The 15,273-nt window shown below is 33.3% G+C and carries 21 protein-coding genes and 4 pseudogenes; 4 read left to right on the forward strand and 21 right to left on the reverse strand.

All coding sequences use genetic code 11. The features are described 5' to 3' along the window. Positions 1-132: 132 nt before the first annotated feature. A complete protein-coding gene (locus ACW0JX_RS27560; protein WP_001145518.1) occupies positions 133-321 on the forward strand; it encodes a hypothetical protein in 189 nt (62 codons plus the stop codon). Positions 322-1,693: 1,372 nt separating this feature from the next. Further along, a complete protein-coding gene (locus tag ACW0JX_RS27565) occupies positions 1,694-1,858 on the forward strand; it encodes a hypothetical protein (protein WP_459245945.1) in 165 nt (54 codons plus the stop codon). A gap of 306 nt (positions 1,859-2,164) precedes the next feature. Here the strand turns inward: ACW0JX_RS27565 and ACW0JX_RS27570 are convergent. From ACW0JX_RS27570 to ACW0JX_RS27645, 16 genes and pseudogenes are all read right to left on the reverse strand, one after another. After that, positions 2,165-2,429 (reverse strand): annotated as a pseudogene (locus ACW0JX_RS27570) (dUTP diphosphatase); the annotation flags it as partial. Positions 2,430-2,949: 520 nt separating this feature from the next. Beyond that, the gene (locus tag ACW0JX_RS27575; RefSeq protein WP_000375383.1) at positions 2,950-3,084 is read right to left on the reverse strand and encodes a Fur-regulated basic protein FbpA; all 135 of its coding nucleotides are present in this window, start codon (positions 3,082-3,084) and stop codon (positions 2,950-2,952) included. An 8-nt stretch (positions 3,085-3,092) separates the two neighbouring features. After that, complete coding sequence (locus ACW0JX_RS27580; RefSeq protein WP_000973345.1) at positions 3,093-3,506, reverse strand: hypothetical protein; 414 nt, start codon at positions 3,504-3,506, stop codon at positions 3,093-3,095. A 13-nt stretch (positions 3,507-3,519) separates the two neighbouring features. Then, positions 3,520-3,783: a hypothetical protein gene (locus tag ACW0JX_RS27585; protein WP_168410771.1), complete on the reverse strand. Its 264-nt coding sequence runs from the start codon at positions 3,781-3,783 to the stop codon at positions 3,520-3,522. Then, positions 3,780-4,067, reverse strand: a complete 288-nt coding sequence (locus tag ACW0JX_RS27590) for a hypothetical protein (RefSeq protein WP_031313036.1) — start codon at positions 4,065-4,067, stop codon at positions 3,780-3,782. Before ACW0JX_RS27590 ends, ACW0JX_RS27585 begins: the two co-directional genes overlap by 4 nt. After that, positions 3,982-4,246, reverse strand: a pseudogene (locus ACW0JX_RS27595) (hypothetical protein). Before ACW0JX_RS27595 ends, ACW0JX_RS27590 begins: the two are co-directional and overlap by 86 nt. Next, a pseudogene (locus tag ACW0JX_RS27600) lies at positions 4,219-4,407 on the reverse strand (hypothetical protein); the annotation flags it as partial. The pseudogenes ACW0JX_RS27600 and ACW0JX_RS27595, both read right to left, overlap by 28 nt. 7 nt (positions 4,408-4,414) lie before the next feature. After that, positions 4,415-4,570, reverse strand: a complete 156-nt coding sequence (locus ACW0JX_RS27605; RefSeq protein ID WP_377901793.1) for a DeoR family transcriptional regulator — start codon at positions 4,568-4,570, stop codon at positions 4,415-4,417. Between the two features lie 125 nt (positions 4,571-4,695). After that, positions 4,696-4,917, reverse strand: coding sequence for a hypothetical protein (locus tag ACW0JX_RS27610; protein WP_000472844.1), 222 nt, complete (start codon positions 4,915-4,917; stop codon positions 4,696-4,698). Then, positions 4,917-5,473, reverse strand: a pseudogene (locus ACW0JX_RS27615) (Sak single strand annealing protein). Before ACW0JX_RS27615 ends, ACW0JX_RS27610 begins: the two are co-directional and overlap by 1 nt. 53 nt (positions 5,474-5,526) lie before the next feature. Beyond that, positions 5,527-5,703, reverse strand: a complete 177-nt coding sequence (locus ACW0JX_RS27620) for a hypothetical protein (protein ID WP_168410769.1) — start codon at positions 5,701-5,703, stop codon at positions 5,527-5,529. Position 5,704: 1 nt separating this feature from the next. Next, positions 5,705-5,905 carry a hypothetical protein gene (locus ACW0JX_RS27625; protein ID WP_000572102.1) on the reverse strand — a complete coding sequence of 67 codons (201 nt, stop codon included), beginning with the start codon at positions 5,903-5,905 and terminating at the stop codon, positions 5,705-5,707. Between the two features lie 1,316 nt (positions 5,906-7,221). After that, positions 7,222-7,416 (reverse strand): hypothetical protein, encoded by a 195-nt coding sequence (locus ACW0JX_RS27630; RefSeq protein ID WP_000087400.1) that lies wholly within the window; start codon positions 7,414-7,416, stop codon positions 7,222-7,224. A gap of 93 nt (positions 7,417-7,509) precedes the next feature. Continuing rightward, on the reverse strand, positions 7,510-7,851 hold the full coding sequence (locus ACW0JX_RS27635; protein WP_025118342.1) for a DUF4257 domain-containing protein: 342 nt from the start codon (positions 7,849-7,851) through the stop codon (positions 7,510-7,512). Between the two features lie 448 nt (positions 7,852-8,299). Continuing rightward, positions 8,300-8,644, reverse strand: a complete 345-nt coding sequence (locus tag ACW0JX_RS27640) for a hypothetical protein (RefSeq protein WP_454497122.1) — start codon at positions 8,642-8,644, stop codon at positions 8,300-8,302. Positions 8,645-8,729: 85 nt separating this feature from the next. Further along, entirely contained in the window at positions 8,730-8,978 is a 249-nt protein-coding gene (locus ACW0JX_RS27645) for a hypothetical protein (protein ID WP_454497121.1), read from the reverse strand. A gap of 473 nt (positions 8,979-9,451) precedes the next feature. Here ACW0JX_RS27645 and ACW0JX_RS27650 point away from each other — a divergent pair, with 473 nt between their 5' ends. Continuing rightward, positions 9,452-10,423 carry a hypothetical protein gene (locus tag ACW0JX_RS27650; RefSeq protein WP_454497120.1) on the forward strand — a complete coding sequence of 324 codons (972 nt, stop codon included), beginning with the start codon at positions 9,452-9,454 and terminating at the stop codon, positions 10,421-10,423. Positions 10,424-10,615: 192 nt separating this feature from the next. Here the strand turns inward: ACW0JX_RS27650 and ACW0JX_RS27655 are convergent, their stop codons facing one another. The 4 genes from ACW0JX_RS27655 to ACW0JX_RS27670 form a co-directional block, all read right to left on the reverse strand. Then, positions 10,616-10,744, reverse strand: coding sequence for a hypothetical protein (locus tag ACW0JX_RS27655; protein WP_427272818.1), 129 nt, complete (start codon positions 10,742-10,744; stop codon positions 10,616-10,618). 36 nt (positions 10,745-10,780) lie between these two features. Further along, positions 10,781-11,098, reverse strand: a complete 318-nt coding sequence (locus ACW0JX_RS27660; protein ID WP_454497119.1) for a hypothetical protein — start codon at positions 11,096-11,098, stop codon at positions 10,781-10,783. A gap of 343 nt (positions 11,099-11,441) precedes the next feature. After that, a complete protein-coding gene (locus ACW0JX_RS27665) occupies positions 11,442-11,624 on the reverse strand; it encodes a hypothetical protein (protein WP_459245946.1) in 183 nt (60 codons plus the stop codon). Positions 11,625-11,647: 23 nt separating this feature from the next. Next, positions 11,648-12,169: a peptide ABC transporter ATP-binding protein gene (locus ACW0JX_RS27670; protein ID WP_454497118.1), complete on the reverse strand. Its 522-nt coding sequence runs from the start codon at positions 12,167-12,169 to the stop codon at positions 11,648-11,650. A gap of 286 nt (positions 12,170-12,455) precedes the next feature. On the opposite strand from ACW0JX_RS27670, the gene lepB reads away from it, so the two are divergent. Then, positions 12,456-12,992, forward strand: coding sequence for a signal peptidase I (lepB, locus tag ACW0JX_RS27675; RefSeq protein WP_454497116.1), 537 nt, complete (start codon positions 12,456-12,458; stop codon positions 12,990-12,992). A gap of 119 nt (positions 12,993-13,111) precedes the next feature. On the opposite strand, the gene ACW0JX_RS27680 is transcribed toward lepB, so the two are convergent. Next, positions 13,112-15,259, reverse strand: a complete 2,148-nt coding sequence (locus ACW0JX_RS27680; protein WP_459245947.1) for an adhesin — start codon at positions 15,257-15,259, stop codon at positions 13,112-13,114. Between the last annotated feature and the right edge of the window lie 14 nt (positions 15,260-15,273).

Consider the following 15,273-nt stretch of genomic DNA (forward strand, 5'->3'; position numbering starts at 1 on the left):
AAAGGTGGTTGCGGAAACAACTGCCTTTTTGTTTATGACAAAAGGATTATTTTTTTCAAATGTGTACTACTAATAACCATTAAATATCTTATAATTGTTATATATGAAATGATTTTTTTAGGAGCAGATAAAATGCCAGTTACACTAGAACTTATTCTTTTTATTCTTATAGCAATTAGTGCTGTTGGCTATTTGATAAAAGAATCTCAAAAAACTAAGAAAAGAACCCTTGGAATTTCACTAGAACTTTTAGTTCTTTTCTGGTCAATATGGAGAATATCGACTATCATAATCCAAATTTCGGAATATAATCTCTCGTGAATAAAACTCAATATTCCGTCAATACTTTATATTACATTAGATTTTCTCCTTATTCCCCCTTGGAGAACCGAGCAGTTAGCTTTTGCTAGCTGCTCTTTGTCTGTAAAAATACACTCAATTAACAAGAAACGCATATAATATTCTATGTTCCTTTCTTTATAAAATAAGGTAGTCTTCACAAAATGGATCTCGTCACGAGAGCACCTAATAAAGTGCTCTTTTTTGGCTTTAAAATAAACAAAATGAAATTTATATATATTTTTCTTTCATATATAATATTTTAATATTTATTTATGATATATGTTTTAACTTTTGTTACAACATATATCTGTATCTAGTGAAACTTCTAAAATTGTACAACCAAGCAATTAGCTATTATAGCTTGCTGCCTTGTTATGTAAAATAAAACATTTATGAAAAGCTTTCTCAACACCTAACTGATGGAACTTAATTACCTTTTATGGTAATCTGTTGGTAATCCCATAAAAATCTATCGTTCCATTAACAGGACCCGTCCCCCCTAATCGGGTCCTGTTAAATGTTCTCTATTAAAATGGTGTTTTGGTTCAACTATCGTCTTCATCTCCCCACGTCCTACAATTCAATATGCAATATTACATATTTGGTATATCAAATTTATAAACATGTAATAATTGCTTTATACAATGTTTATAATTATTATCGAAAGAAGAATACTACATGTCTTTCTTTTCGTGGTCTCCTCTTATTTCCTTAACAGTTGTTGCAATCATCATTTCTATTAAAAAGAATAAGAAACAATAGCTTTAAATAGTTACAATAAGTTATTTTTAGGAGGTGTAGTTATGTCATTTGCAGCATGGAGTGCAATTTTTATGACTTTAATCGGAGCAATGTCAGGAGTAATATTTGGTACTATTTCTTCTAAAAGAAGTAAAAATATCAACTAAAAACCAACTAATAAAAATAAATTTTTATTTTAGTGACAGCTGATACAATCTTAATATTCCAGCTATCATTTTCTATTCAAATAACTATTTTTTCACTTTTTTGATACATTTATGAAACATTTATATGTTATCTTCAGTAAGTTCTTTTCTTTTCATAAATTGTGTGAATTATACCCACACAAGAAGCTCTAGATCCCTAAATCTAGGGCTCCTTCGTTTAAATAAATATTTTTTCAATTCGATGTATAGACAACTATATATTAAAATGTTAAAATATGGTTGTGATTCCCGTTTGGTTTCACATACGACTTTTTTCTTCGGTTATGGGGTTCTTACGTAATAGTAAGAGCCATTTTTTTATTCCAGCAAATTTTTGTTAAAAATTTACATACACGTACTTTTCGATATATAATTAAATTATCAATATATTAGGAGTGTTAAGTATGTCAGGAACAATAATGATTTTGTTATACATTTGTTTCGGAATGAGTGTCGTTTTTAGCTTAATAAGGGAATTTCGAAAACCACAGAAAAACCAGTTCTTAATTTTAGTTGCTTCTTTAATTTTGCTAGGAGCTCTATTCCTAGTAAGCAGTATCTTCATCTAAATCAATAACCACGTAACTCGGTACTATTAAGATTTCTTTACCGCATACATTACATTTAGGATTTCCATGTGCAGAAATCCCTTTAATAATTTCAATTTCTAATAAATCTATTTCTGTGTTATCAAATATTTCAATCACATGTAAAAGTTACGTAAAGATTGCTATGATTTAATTCTTCCACCCCAGAAACGTTATATAATGAAATTGCAAACATTAGGTTTTTACCTTTCTGTACGACATAATTCTTTGCTAGGAGCAAATCCTAGCCTTTTTTATTTCACCCTCCGTTGATCCGAAGTCCAGATTCCCTCTTTCAATTATATTAGCTTGCATGCTAGCCTCTTTAAGGAATTCAATGTAATCAACAAGTACACTATCCTCAGTTCCAAGAATTACGCGTCATACCACTACGCGGGCGTAGCTGCATTTCATATCCTGGTGGAATCTCCAAAGCTAATCCCATTTGTACAACCTTTGTTTGGCCCGGCCATATAATCGTGTCCTCTGCTGCTACAAAATCAAAACCAGCACCACCAGACTTTGCATATCTTGGTAACTCCACATCTTTTATAGATTTTCCGAACGGGAAACCCCACTACGGTGCGATAGCACCCACTTTAGGAATGGGATGAGAATGAGGTCAAATGCGATGTACAAATAAAACACCGAAGGTACGTTCTCTACATCAAGAATTTGAATTGGTATCATTTTCATAATAGGCAAGTAAAAGTCTCTAAAACAATCTTGTTCTCTCAAAACAGAATACATAGGAGGTTGAAGTAACAAATTCTTCTACTCCGTAAAATGTATTGAGTCGTCAAGCACAAGACGCTAAAACACATTTGAGAACTCACAATCTGACTCGTTTGGTAATAGAATGAGTGCCGTATCTGCTATATGCACTGGATACGGCGTGGTGATGGCACACCGCAATCTTGCACGTCAGCGATACTAGAAATAGACTTCGCCTTTGGTAGTAAGAATCCCACTGACGTTAGCTAGCTTGTGGCTTTAGCCGTGGGAGTGTCAATTACCTCCCTTTGCTTTGATTAATAATTGAGTCACTTCGTAAACACCATGTTGTATTTCCATCATTCTTGATACACTCCTTTAATTAGATTCCACAACTCTTGTTCAGTCATCTCATAAAGTTGTCGACCTGTCTTTTCCTCTTTATAAATTCCTTTTTGTAGTAAAACATCGATATAGATTTGTTTCCTGTCCATGTTGCCTCCTAGCCGCTTTTCTTCTTAGGTCTCCTTATAGGTGTAGTTGCTGCCCTTTGTGGACTCCATCCTCCTTTTAATACTCTTTTACTAAATGTGCTATATGAAATACCGTTCTCTTCAGCTAAATTGACCATATCTTCCATTGTTGCTCTTAATTTCTTTACAGGCTTTTTTGCTGCTTCCTCTGGTGACATCCCTTTATAAACACGAGTTAAAAATGTCTTCTTTTTAACCCCATTTTCTAATGCTATCCTTAACCACTTTTGTTCCCTAAATTGATATTTCCGAGGCGGTGTATTAATTGCCTTACTAACATCCCATCCCATTTGATACACCCTACGATATAACATGTTATAGCCAATTCCGTTCTTCTCGGCTGCTTGATAATCTTCCTTTTCTAGCCATCTATTTATCATCATGGCGCTATGCCTCCTAATCCAAATTCATAATCTCCTCTAAAGTTCTATCTGAAATATGGGTGGTAATGATTTGTATGTTCCCGTATTTCTTTTTAGCCATTTCTATAGCTGCGCCCCCGGACTTCGCGTCAAACCAACGGCGCTTCCATTTCTCGTCTTTATCGTAAAACTCTACTGAATACGTGATAATGCTATTACGTTTCAAAAACTTATCCGCTGTACTTGTTGCAGTATAATCAAAACTTCCGACTACATCCTCTAGTGTTAGTTGTTTCATGCTCCTAACCCCATTGGGCGCGATTTGATTTTGTTCTTATCTGCCTGATCCATGATTAATGCGGCGATTTCTAGTTGATGCCTTCCTAGCTCTTTTGCTATTTCGAGAATACCTTTATCCTCATCCCACATTTTTCTTAATTGAATCACTTCACTTTCATCAAACACTAAGTCTAATTCTTCTAAAGCGATATATAAGTTACGACGAGATTTCTTCATGTACCTTTCTTGTTGCAACGCCATTATGTAATTCTCCTTTTCCAAATCCGTTCCAAGTCGTGGCATCCCATTTCCCCCCCCAGTTGTAATTGATGAATTTCCCTTAGCTCCGCCATAACGGCATGACGTCTTCTATCCACTTCTTCAGGACTGCGATTCCCTGCTTCGCAAATACAAGGTGCAAATTGAAAGCATCCATTACCCATATCGTTCTTAATTACTCCCGTTCCGTTACATGCACACATTTTAATTCCCCCTTTAAAAATGATAATGTCTTTCTTCTGTAAGACTTTGTTTCTTTGAAAGTAATCGTTCTGAAGTTATTGAGAATCCGCGATACAATCCGTTCGTAATACGCACCCTCTAAACACACTCCTGTAAGGCTTGTTGTAAATATAGTAGATTGAACCTTACTATTTTGTTTGATCTATTTTTAACTTGTTGTAATTCCTTTTTATAAGTAACCCTTGCTTCTCAAGTTTATTTATTATCCTTCGTAATGTAGCAGAAGACCATAAAGGATAAAGGAAATTACTTAAGCCATTCATCGTAACTGTTATAGCCTTCATTGAAATACTTTAATATATTTACCAATAATGAACTTGTTGTAAAAATATCGCTTCATTTAATACAATCGTTTTATTAATCCTAATAAAACGATTGAAGGTTGTTAATGTATAAGTAATTTGCTCATTTAGTTCACTTTCTTCATCCAACACTCATAACTCACATTGTCCTCCATGCCAGTAAACCGAACCTTTTCTCTCCCTCTGAACTTACCTTCATGATAAAAGGTTCTTTCTGCCCTATATATTCGTTTAATTGGCGTTACATAGTCATAACCTCGTTTTTCTAAATCACGAACTGCTATTAACATCTCCTTCATAGACCCACGCCTTACAGGTATCTTAAACATCACGCATTCGCCCTTTCGCATACCGCTATGTTGCCTTTAACCCACTTTGTTGATTTCTTCAGTACTTCTTCTGCTTGTTTTAATGTCAATTCGCCAATTTCTTTAATACTTAATTGTCCTTTAATCATGTCTTCATCTACTTTTCGACGAGTAGCTAATTTTTTTTATGTTTAATTTAATTGCACTAACTTGTTGAGCATTAATCATGTCCACTTGGATTTCTAGTAAATCTTCACCCGCATAGATTTATAAACCTAATCCGTGAATTGCAATTGCTTTTACTAAGCACCGCTGGATACTCGTGTTAATGTCAAAACTATTACGCTCTGCAATCGGCTTGTTTTGATTGTTTAGTAGTGGGTGACTTTGACTTAGTGATTTTCTTGTACAGTTAATTCACCCCCTATAAAGTAACCACAATCTGTTTTGAGTAAGTCCCTCCATTAAGTTGTTTTACTTCCCATATTGCTGTTGGATCTACCTCACGAAGTTTATTAACTACCTATGATAAGTAGCTAAAACGCCCTTTCTTTTCAACATGTTCCGTGCAATCTATTTAAGCTAATTTAGAAAAGTAATTTTTAGCTGTCATATGAATCTCCCCTTTTTTTAAAATGGTGCTATTTCCGTTTGTTTACTAGCTTCATACACTTTCATAAGTGCTTCTAACCCATATTCGTAAGCTACAACCATTGATACAGCGTTAGGCTCTTTGCTTTGCTTATATCGTTCAACCAAACTCTTTAAAATTTGAATTTCAGCTTCAATTTTGCTTTGTATTCCCACCTTATTCACCTGCCACTTTCTCTGTAGAATGAGACATTACATATTGCGTAATGCACTCTGTTTCTGCGTGTAAGTAATCACCACCAAAATCTAAGTAACTTTCACCGAAGTATATTTCTCCATTGCAACCTTCACATTCTTCAATAAAGTCTCTTGCTGATGAGTCATGATAATTACCGTAAGTAATTGGATTTTCAATCATATTTCATTCCTCCTTATTTACTGAGAGAAAACGTATGTTATAATACATGTAGCTAATTTTAGGGAATATTTTCTCTACAACGCTCGTTGCCATCGAGCGTTTTTTCATTTTTAACGAACTCCCCGAAAGAATTCTCCTTCCTCAAGCGTGTGAAGGGCGTATCCCAACGGTAGGTAGGAGATGAATTTCGGTTTGGCATAGCCAAAAACTTTTGATAAACTTGCTATATGAAGCTCTTCGATAACTTGATATATGAGGTTGCAGGAAGAAAATAGAGTGCGAAAACCAAGCCATTCGGTTCCCGCGTAAAATATCAACCGTACCAAAAGAGCGTCCAAGCGTTGGACATCTAGGGGTGGAACACCCCGAAGTAACGCTCAGGGAGACGAAAGGTTACTTTCGTCGTGGAACTGAGAAGCTCCCACTTCAAGCTTTGCTAAGTGGCGAGTAGTTCACTAGATAACTACCTAACAATCTGTTAAAATTTAGTTACCGATATGTGTAACAACTGGTCTGTGCTTCTGTACGGGCTTTTTTGATGCTTTCAGGCATCATAATACTCAGGAACCAGTCTATTAGGTAGGGCCCCCTATTAGATTACCGAATATTACGAAAAGCAAGAGCTTGTCGTATTCACTCTATAAAAACGCTATTACAAACATAATCCCTTTTGGCTCCTATGGATTATCAACTTTTTTCATAATTTTTATCTTTGTTTTTTTATATTCATAATTTCGTAACATCTTTATATAATGTTTTAATAGATTTTATGTTAAACTTATAACATTCCAAGAAGTCCTTTACTTTTAGAATCGACAATTCTTCAATACCCTTAGTCTTGCCCTACATCCCCTGTAGGGCTTTTATCATTAGCTAGGGTGGTTATACCTCAACCTTATCTGTTCTGTTATGCACAACTCTAGTTCTTAAATTCCTTATGATCCACAAGATTTTCTTTTGTTCATATTCATCACGCTGCTGCTTATTCGTCATCTTGTTACCATCCCATTTTTTGTCCCAGACATCTATTCATTCGGTGTACCAGGTATTCCAATAAACATATTACTGACGATACTATTACCAGTGATAATGTGCTTTCCTCCATCATTTACATCGCTGCCCTATCGATTTCTGGAATAATTCCGCGTTTCGTTAGTATTTCATGAATAAATCTGTACTCATTGTAAACACTCCTCATAATTTTTTTAATAACAAAGCAAATCAACCATCTTCTCTGTTTTCTTAGAAATTTTTTTATAATAAAGAAAAGCTGATGGATAAAACCTCCATCAGCTTTTCTATTTCTTGCTATTCAATTAGAAGCTAACTGTCGCTGCTTCCTCTCCTGAATTAATCATTCGTTGTTCAATCTTTCCTAGCAGTTCCTTTATCTTACTTGAATAAAGTTTAACTGCTTTCGTAGATTGAGCATTCTTAAGCTCTTCTGTCCATTCTGCTAAATCTTCCTTTTCTTGATCATCTAGATAATCAAAAACTTCCTTTCGAGACATGGGGCTCACCTCAACTTAACTCTTTGTATTTGGCCGTTACATAACCAAATCTCCTCATCTCTCTATTTCTATTTATAACAGATTACTCCTCCTTTATTCCTTATTCTTTTTTTCGAGTTCGGTCAATTTCTTTGAAATAGACTGAAGCTCGTCAGTTTTTACTTGTTCCGTCGCCAAACGATTGTGCAGCAGGAAAGCTTGCCCTGAAATCCCAGCAAGAATACTCACCTTAAGAATATCCATCATTGTTTCAGGGTTAAACATTGCAACACCAACGAGTGAAGCAATACTGCCTACAAACATCTCTCCCAAGAAACCCGGGTGAAATGCAAGCTTGCTCTTACGAGGCAACAAAAACTTTTTGTTTGTGATGTAATGACTAGCCAATCCTGAGACCATACCAGCCACAACTGACACAATTACTGTAACCAACATAATATGCACCCCTTTTCGAAAAACTTTTGACATTGCAGCAGCAGTTTCTATTTAATAATTAATTCCTATGACATAGCATCACCCCTTTCAGGCAAAAACAAATAACCTTCCAGGAAAATGAATTGTTTACACAATGAAATAAAGTAACATAAAGTTCCTTTTTGTGTAATTTCATTAACCCGAAAGGCTATAAGTAGTTAGTGATATAAAAAAGAAAAAGAAAAAATGCAACTAAATTATATCACAATGAGGTTTATTTTATCTTTAAATTCAGAAAATTTATTCTGTTATTTAAATTTCTTAAGTTAACAAATCAAATTCTTCGATAGTTTTACACTTTCTAATAATTCGAAAGCCTAATTATTATTTATTTTTTTCAACCTGCCATCAATTATGCTGTAGATTACACTACAACTTTGATGAATATAGAATTCCAGTATTTCAAATGCTACCTGCTTTCCTCAACGTTTTCATAATTATATAAATTTATTATTCTAGTTCCTGTCTCACGTACTAACCACAATACCTTACGCTTAAATAAGAAATAATAATATATATCAAAGAAATAAAAATCTTCTTGATATCCTATTAGCTTATTTCGTATTATTTTTTCCATCTTTATTAATTCTGGATAAATTCCCAAATCTATTTCTGCCGGTGCAATACAGGTATTCCCTCCTATATTTTTTTCAATTATTTGCAATATCTTCAGTACTTCGTTAAAACTGTTGTTTTTTGTTTCTCTTCTCTCTTTCCACTCTTTATTTTCGCGATTATAAATAGACACATTCATGATTATACACTCCTCTTTTTATTTGTTTTCATTAAAAAAATTTCTATTACGACTGTTACTAGTTACCATCCTATTGTAACTATCTTCAATTACATGTTTGTTCTTTTTGATACTGATCCCATTCAGCAGCTGTGATATACGAGATAACATCTCCTACATGAATATAAACTGTATCACCTACTCTAACACCTTCGAGTTCTGTATCAATTCTTAAATCGATATTTTCAATTCTAATTAATCGTTTGGTAATAAGTTTCCCTTTAGTAATTTTCCATCGATAAGCATTTAAAGTAACAGGATGTATTGTTTCTGAAAGTCTCAATAAATGATTCAAATTATCACTCCTTTTTTAAGCAAAATAAAAAAGCAACCTAAAAGGAGAAGACATAACACATTAAAAATGCGTACTCTTCAACCCGATAGGTTGCTTTAATTACAGAAAGGAAAAAGAAAAAAATTATATACTTTTTATACCATATCAATAACCAAAAACAGCCAATTTTTAAACTAGAAATAATACAAAAACTTTAAATTATATTATTGGTTTATGGTCTGTTTTTATTTAATTGTATATCAAAACAAGAAATAATTTCTCTAATTTTTATAGTGCAGTATTCAATTTAAATGTTACAATTACAATATTATTCAAACATATTATTCGCAAACTAAGATGTTGAGATGAATATCAAATACATACATTTTAAAATCTGGGTTTACTACACTTTAATTTTAGAAGCCCTAAAAAGAGTGTAGTGATTTAATCTATAACGAATAAAACAAAAAATTAGAAAGTAAGGGGTTTACAACATGTTAAGGCTTAGGCTCGTATATTTATTACTTCCACTTATGCTATTTGTCGGGGGTTGCGGAAACATAGAAGATGAAACAAAGTATGAAAAAGGATTTTTAAAAGGAACTGGAGCTATGAGGAAGGCATCCAATAAAATGACTGAAATACAAGAGAAAGACCATTCGCTATCTTCGTCACAAGAAGAGTATAAAGAAGCGGTTATGGAATTTAGAAAGGTAACTAAAGAATTTAAAGACTTAGTTCCTGACAAAAAGTATGAAACTCAACACAAGAACCTAATAAAAGCAATGGAAGAATATGAATTATCTACATCAAAACTATTAACAGGAATGTCTGATACAGAAGGTACCGAGTGGAAAGATGGTATTAATCAGTTCAATAAAGCGACAAATATGTATGTTATTGCAGCTGGGAATATTGTAGATATACAATACGGAAATAAAGTAGGTACAACAGAAAAAAGTATTGGAAAAATATCTGAAGAAGATGCCCCAGTAGAAGCAGAAACTGAAACTGCCCAAACACAGCCGTCTGAGCAAGAAGTAGAGGTAGCGACTAAAGATACTCAAACACAAACGACTGAACAAAAAGCAGAAGCAGAGGTACCCACCGCGGACAAGGAATCAGTAGTAGAACAATCGCCACAGCAACTTACAGTTGATAATGTAAAAGAAATTATTGAGTATTATTCTATTGGAGAAAATGACAAATTAAATAACGTATCTGTTGAAAATGGTGAAATAAAAGCAAATATTGTATTAGCATCTAACAATCTATTTCCAGCTAAGGATATGGCAGTTAATAGATACAGTCAATTATCAGATGAATTACTAAAACATGAAGGTTGGCAAACACTAACTATTACATATGCTAACATAGGAAGTATTAGTATGACTCGTAACGATAAGGAAACAAATGAGATTGGTGATTACTTCCCAGTACTTAAAATTGAGGAAAGATTGAAATGATAAAATTAGTACCATAGAAGATCTTTCATATTATTAACATAGTTAGCATGTGTTTAGTTACCACCATCTATAAGCTCAATTAGAGATAGTAACTCTAATTAGTACTATGAGTACACAAATAAAAGAAGTGAATGAACTTGTTGGTCCATTCACTTCTACATTTGAGTTATCCCTCTCTAAATTAAATTTCTTCTAAAAATCCCTTTGATCTTGAGGAATTTCTTCTTCACAATCTGTGCAATATGTTAATATTTGATAACCGCCTACAATTTTAGAATCATGAAAATCTGATTCTCTGCCACCAAATGTACATTTATTCATTTTGCATTCTCCTTTTTATGAAAATACAAAATTAAATTATATGCTGCCTTTGTTCTTCAGTTGTAGGAAATACCCTACTATATCCTTTTTTGCATGAAATACAATACGATGGTTTACAATCAAATATCGATTGGTATTACATCTTTGTGGTTGTGATTCTACTACTCGATCACATGAAATGTCGCTAGATGCTATAGTATCTTCATCTGTTAAGACATCTTGATATAACTGGGCTACAATTGCTAAAATAGTTTTACCTTTTACTCTTAATCCTGTCACTGTTTGCTCTGTATACCCACTTTCTCCTTGTTGTTTAATTATTTCCTTACTTGGGTTTCCTTTTATCAAATCCACTGCATTATTCCTTGTAATCTTGTATAAAACAGTATGATTTCCAACTATTTTAGGCCGCATATAATCAACAGCTGCCACTATAGATTCAAGTTGAAAGTTCTGATCCAATAGCTCTTTAACTGAGAATGAATCTTTACGAATAAACTTTAGCTAAATCAACAAGTACCATTATATCAGCCACATCTAATTCACAATTATTCATCTCTAACAAAGAATTCTCAAATTCTTTGTAATTAAAGACGGCTACTTTTTTCAATATTTTCATAGTCTATATATCCGCCCTTCTTAGAAAATAAAAAAGACAAGGAACTGACCCTCGTCTCTTTCATAACTGCAGTTAATTTTATTCTTCATAAACAACCATAACGGTTACAAGTGGTTGGCCTTGATCATATTCACGATTAATGATCCCACTTGGTTTTATTTCTTTAGCTATTTTCCCTTGATTATTACAATATTTCAAAAAACTATTCACTTCTTCATCAATTCTTAAAGCATCAGCAATCACCGTTCTAATTTTTACCATAATAAGTTCCCCCTAATAATTTTTTATTTTAAATATGTAATCTCAGAAATTCGAAATCCATCTATTTTTGGTACATATTTAAATTCCAGAATTAAGTCGTTTTGTTTTACCAAAAACAATCCTTTTTTCACTTTTGTAACAGTTCTTGGTTCTTCATAATTAAATAAACTTGGTTTACTTTTATAAGTAATTTTGTAATTCTTATTTGTACTAAAATAGTCTGATGTAAATTCATCAGCTAATTCTGCAGTAGTTACATGATTTCCTAAAAACATTTCTAGTTCTTTTTTGTTTTGATAAATGGTTAAGTGACCGTTCTTATCAATATCATCAAATATTAATTTGAATTGCCCTCCTAAGTCATTAATCACATTTTGTGATAATTCATCTTCAAACAGGTAATCGTATTGAATCTTTTGTTTCAAATCCTCTATTTTGATTGGAGTTAAAGCATCTGTTTGAGGTTCATCCTTTATAAAGGTGTTATAAAAAGCAAACATCATAGCTAAAACGCCTAATACTAAAAATAATCTTTTGATCTTCATAAAATCTTCATCCTTTCACAATGTGATGTTCTCCAAAAAACGCAAAAAAGCCCTTTTCGGAGTTATATTTAAAAAGAAAGTAAAAGTAAAAAACTTAAACTATCTTTGAAAATTCAAACCCCGAAAGGGCTATAGTAGTTATGGATATAAAAAATTGAAATTAAAAAAGGTATACTTAATTTTAACAAATTACACCTTTAAAAACAACAATCTTCAGAATATTTAATCCATTAAATTTATGTTATGATGAATATTATAAACCCTCAGAATGGAGTTTGATTTACAATTGAAAAAACGTCTAATTTCTGTTTTTCCAATATTAATATTTATAATTGGCGTTACCTTACTTTTACTAAGACAGTTCGTTTTTTTTCCATATAAGGTTTCTGGAGTCTCTATGGAAAATACCTTATTTAATAATGACAAGGTTTTAATTAATCACCTCACCCATTCAATAGACGATCTGCAAAGATTTGATATAGTTGTTGTTAATTCCCCCCTAGAAAACACTTCTAATAAAAAAACAATTATAAAAAGAGTAGTTGGTTTACCTGGAGATAGAATAGAATATAAATCACAGATGCTTTATATAAATGGACTTCAGGTAAAAGATGCATACTCAAAAGGTAAAACAGCTGATTTTTCATTGAAAAATATTTATGGTTTCGAAAGGGTTCCAAATAATACAATTTTTGTATTAGGGGATAATCGTGATGAAAGCTTAGACAGTAGATTTAAAGAAATAGGATTTATATCTTTGAATGATATTGAAGGTAAGGTAATTTTACGCTATAAACCATTAAATAAATTTATGAAATTTTAATACAATTAATTAAACATATAAAAAAGGTCCAACTGTAGGAAAGTCGGACCTTTTTACAATATGATTTTGATTAGTTAAGTTCGACTGATAAAAAACTTATAGATGAACCTTCTAAAATCTTATTTAGCTACACCATTAAAATTTGATGCAAGTAATCCATTATCCTGCTCTTTAGAAGTTGCTCCTGCAGTTTTCTGTTCTGGTTTTTGTTCGGGTTTCTGCTCTGGTTTCTGCTCTGGCTTTTCTTTCTCAAGAACTATAACATTTACTGTTTCAGTTGAGCTATTTCCTACCTTATCGGTTGCCGTTACTTGAACTGATATTGTGCCTGGCTTACTTGTATCATACGCTCCTACTGTTACTACTGGATTTGGATCTTTATTATCTTTTACACTCACTAAACTTTCTGGACTTACTTTATCTCCCACATGTACGGTTACACCTTGTTTCGCTGTTATTACTGGTGCTTCCGTATCCTTCTCCTCTTCCTTTTCTACTACTTTTACTGTTACCGTTACAGTTGAGCTGTTACCCGTATTATCAGTTGCCGTTACTTGAACTGATATTGTACCTGGCGTACTTGTATCGTATGCTCCCACTGTTACTACTGGGTTTGAATCTTTATTATCTTTTACACTCACTAAACTTCCTGGACTCAATTTATCTCCCGCATGTACGGTTACATATTGTTTTGCTGTTATTACTGGTGCTTCCGTATCCTTCTCCTCTTCCTTTTCCACTACTTTTACTGTTACCGTTGCAGTTGAGCTGTTACCCGCCTTATCAGTTGCCGTTACTTGAACTGATATTGTACCTGGTTTACTTGTATCATACACTCCAACTGTTACTACTGGGTTTGGATCTTTATTATCTCTTACGTCTACTAAATCTCCTGCATTTAAGCTATCTCCTACATAAACAGTTACACCTTGTTTCGCTGTAATTACTGGTGCTTCTGTATCCTTTTCTTCTTCTTTTTCGACTACGTTGACAGTTACTGTTGTACTTGAGCTATTTCCTGATGCATCTGTTGCCGTTACTGTTACTTGAATTTCTCCTGCCTTACTTGTATCGTACGCTCCTACTATTACTACTGGGTTTAGATCTTTATTATCTCTTACGTCTACTAAATCTCCTGCATTTAAGCTATCTCCTACATAAACAGTTACACCTTGTTTCGCTGTAATTACTGGTGCTACTGTATCCTTTTCTTCTTCTTTTTCGACTACGTTGACGGTTACTGTTGTACTTGAGCTATTTCCTGATGCATCTGTTGCCGTTACTGTTACTTGAATTTCCCCTACCTTACCTGTATCGTACGCTCCCACTATTACCACTGGGTTTGGATCTTTATTATCTTTTACTTCTACTAAATCGCCTGCACTTAAACTATCTCCTACATGTATAGTTACACCTTGCTTTGCTGTAATTACTGGTGCCACTGTATCTTTTTCAGGTTTCTCCGGTTTTGTTGTACCACCATCATTACCATCTCCGCCTGTTGGTGGTTTTGTACCGCCTCCACCATCATTACCATCTCCACCATCATTACCGTCTCCGCCTGTTGGTGGTTTTGTATTTCCTCCACCATTATTACCTTCACCACCTGTTGATGGTTTTATATCTCCCCCGCCACTATTACCTTCACCACCTGTTGGTGGTTTTGCATCTCCTACGTTACTAGAATCTCCAGAAGCTGGCGGTTTTTTATCATGATTAACTGGAGGCATTGAATTATCTGCAATAGCAACCCCATCATTGATATTTAAATCGCCACCAAATACAAAGTTCTTACTATCCTTATTATCCGAAACAGAAGGATTGTTTGTTGCTGATGCTATTGAAGTATTTAAATCTGAAAAACGATTATTTGATTTATCACCGTCAATAACTGATGCTAGATTTCTATCTGAATTTATAGCCGCGGTAGCAATTGAATCAGTTAAATCATCAAATTTCTTTTTAGTTTTGTTATTTTCAATGATTCCGGCTAAATTTTGATCAGAGCTACGTTTTGCATTATCAATGATTTCATCAAAATCGTTAGTATTTAAATTTTCATTCGTTTCATTCTTACTTTCATCTTTTTTCTCATCTTTCTTCTTTTCTTTTTCAGTATCTTTTTTCTTTTTAGATACTGATGCTGTTTTGGTGCTCTTTTTTTCCGAAGAAAACAGCGAGCAGCCTGAAACTACCCCAACACTTAAGGTAGTAGCAGTAGTTGCAAGTAAAACTTTCTTGAAGATTTTTGAATAATCTAAAGGCACAATCAATTCCTCCC

Source organism: Bacillus sp. C-3-6, assembly GCF_054509685.1.

What these genes read in the sequence shown, in the direction of transcription:
- ACW0JX_RS27560 (WP_001145518.1), top strand. Translation starts at nt 133, where the DNA reads ATGCCAGTTACACTAGAACTTATTCTTTTTATTCTTATAGCAATTAGT.
- ACW0JX_RS27605 (WP_377901793.1), bottom strand. Translation starts at nt 4,570, where the DNA reads ATGAAGGCTATAACAGTTACGATGAATGGCTTAAGTAATTTCCTTTAT.
- ACW0JX_RS27630 (WP_000087400.1), bottom strand. Translation starts at nt 7,416, where the DNA reads ATGTCTCGAAAGGAAGTTTTTGATTATCTAGATGATCAAGAAAAGGAA.
- ACW0JX_RS27625 (WP_000572102.1), bottom strand. Translation starts at nt 5,905, where the DNA reads ATGATTGAAAATCCAATTACTTACGGTAATTATCATGACTCATCAGCA.
- ACW0JX_RS27640 (WP_454497122.1), bottom strand. Translation starts at nt 8,644, where the DNA reads ATGAATGTGTCTATTTATAATCGCGAAAATAAAGAGTGGAAAGAGAGA.
- ACW0JX_RS27580 (WP_000973345.1), bottom strand. Translation starts at nt 3,506, where the DNA reads ATGATGATAAATAGATGGCTAGAAAAGGAAGATTATCAAGCAGCCGAG.
- ACW0JX_RS27590 (WP_031313036.1), bottom strand. Translation starts at nt 4,067, where the DNA reads ATGCCACGACTTGGAACGGATTTGGAAAAGGAGAATTACATAATGGCG.
- ACW0JX_RS27670 (WP_454497118.1), bottom strand. Translation starts at nt 12,169, where the DNA reads ATGAAGATCAAAAGATTATTTTTAGTATTAGGCGTTTTAGCTATGATG.
- ACW0JX_RS27650 (WP_454497120.1), top strand. Translation starts at nt 9,452, where the DNA reads ATGTTAAGGCTTAGGCTCGTATATTTATTACTTCCACTTATGCTATTT.
- ACW0JX_RS27565 (WP_459245945.1), top strand. Translation starts at nt 1,694, where the DNA reads ATGTCAGGAACAATAATGATTTTGTTATACATTTGTTTCGGAATGAGT.
- ACW0JX_RS27655 (WP_427272818.1), bottom strand. Translation starts at nt 10,744, where the DNA reads ATGAATAAATGTACATTTGGTGGCAGAGAATCAGATTTTCATGATTCT.
- ACW0JX_RS27585 (WP_168410771.1), bottom strand. Translation starts at nt 3,783, where the DNA reads ATGAAACAACTAACACTAGAGGATGTAGTCGGAAGTTTTGATTATACT.
- ACW0JX_RS27665 (WP_459245946.1), bottom strand. Translation starts at nt 11,624, where the DNA reads ATGGTAAAAATTAGAACGGTGATTGCTGATGCTTTAAGAATTGATGAA.
- ACW0JX_RS27575 (WP_000375383.1), bottom strand. Translation starts at nt 3,084, where the DNA reads ATGGACAGGAAACAAATCTATATCGATGTTTTACTACAAAAAGGAATT.
- ACW0JX_RS27635 (WP_025118342.1), bottom strand. Translation starts at nt 7,851, where the DNA reads ATGTTGGTTACAGTAATTGTGTCAGTTGTGGCTGGTATGGTCTCAGGA.
- ACW0JX_RS27610 (WP_000472844.1), bottom strand. Translation starts at nt 4,917, where the DNA reads ATGTTTAAGATACCTGTAAGGCGTGGGTCTATGAAGGAGATGTTAATA.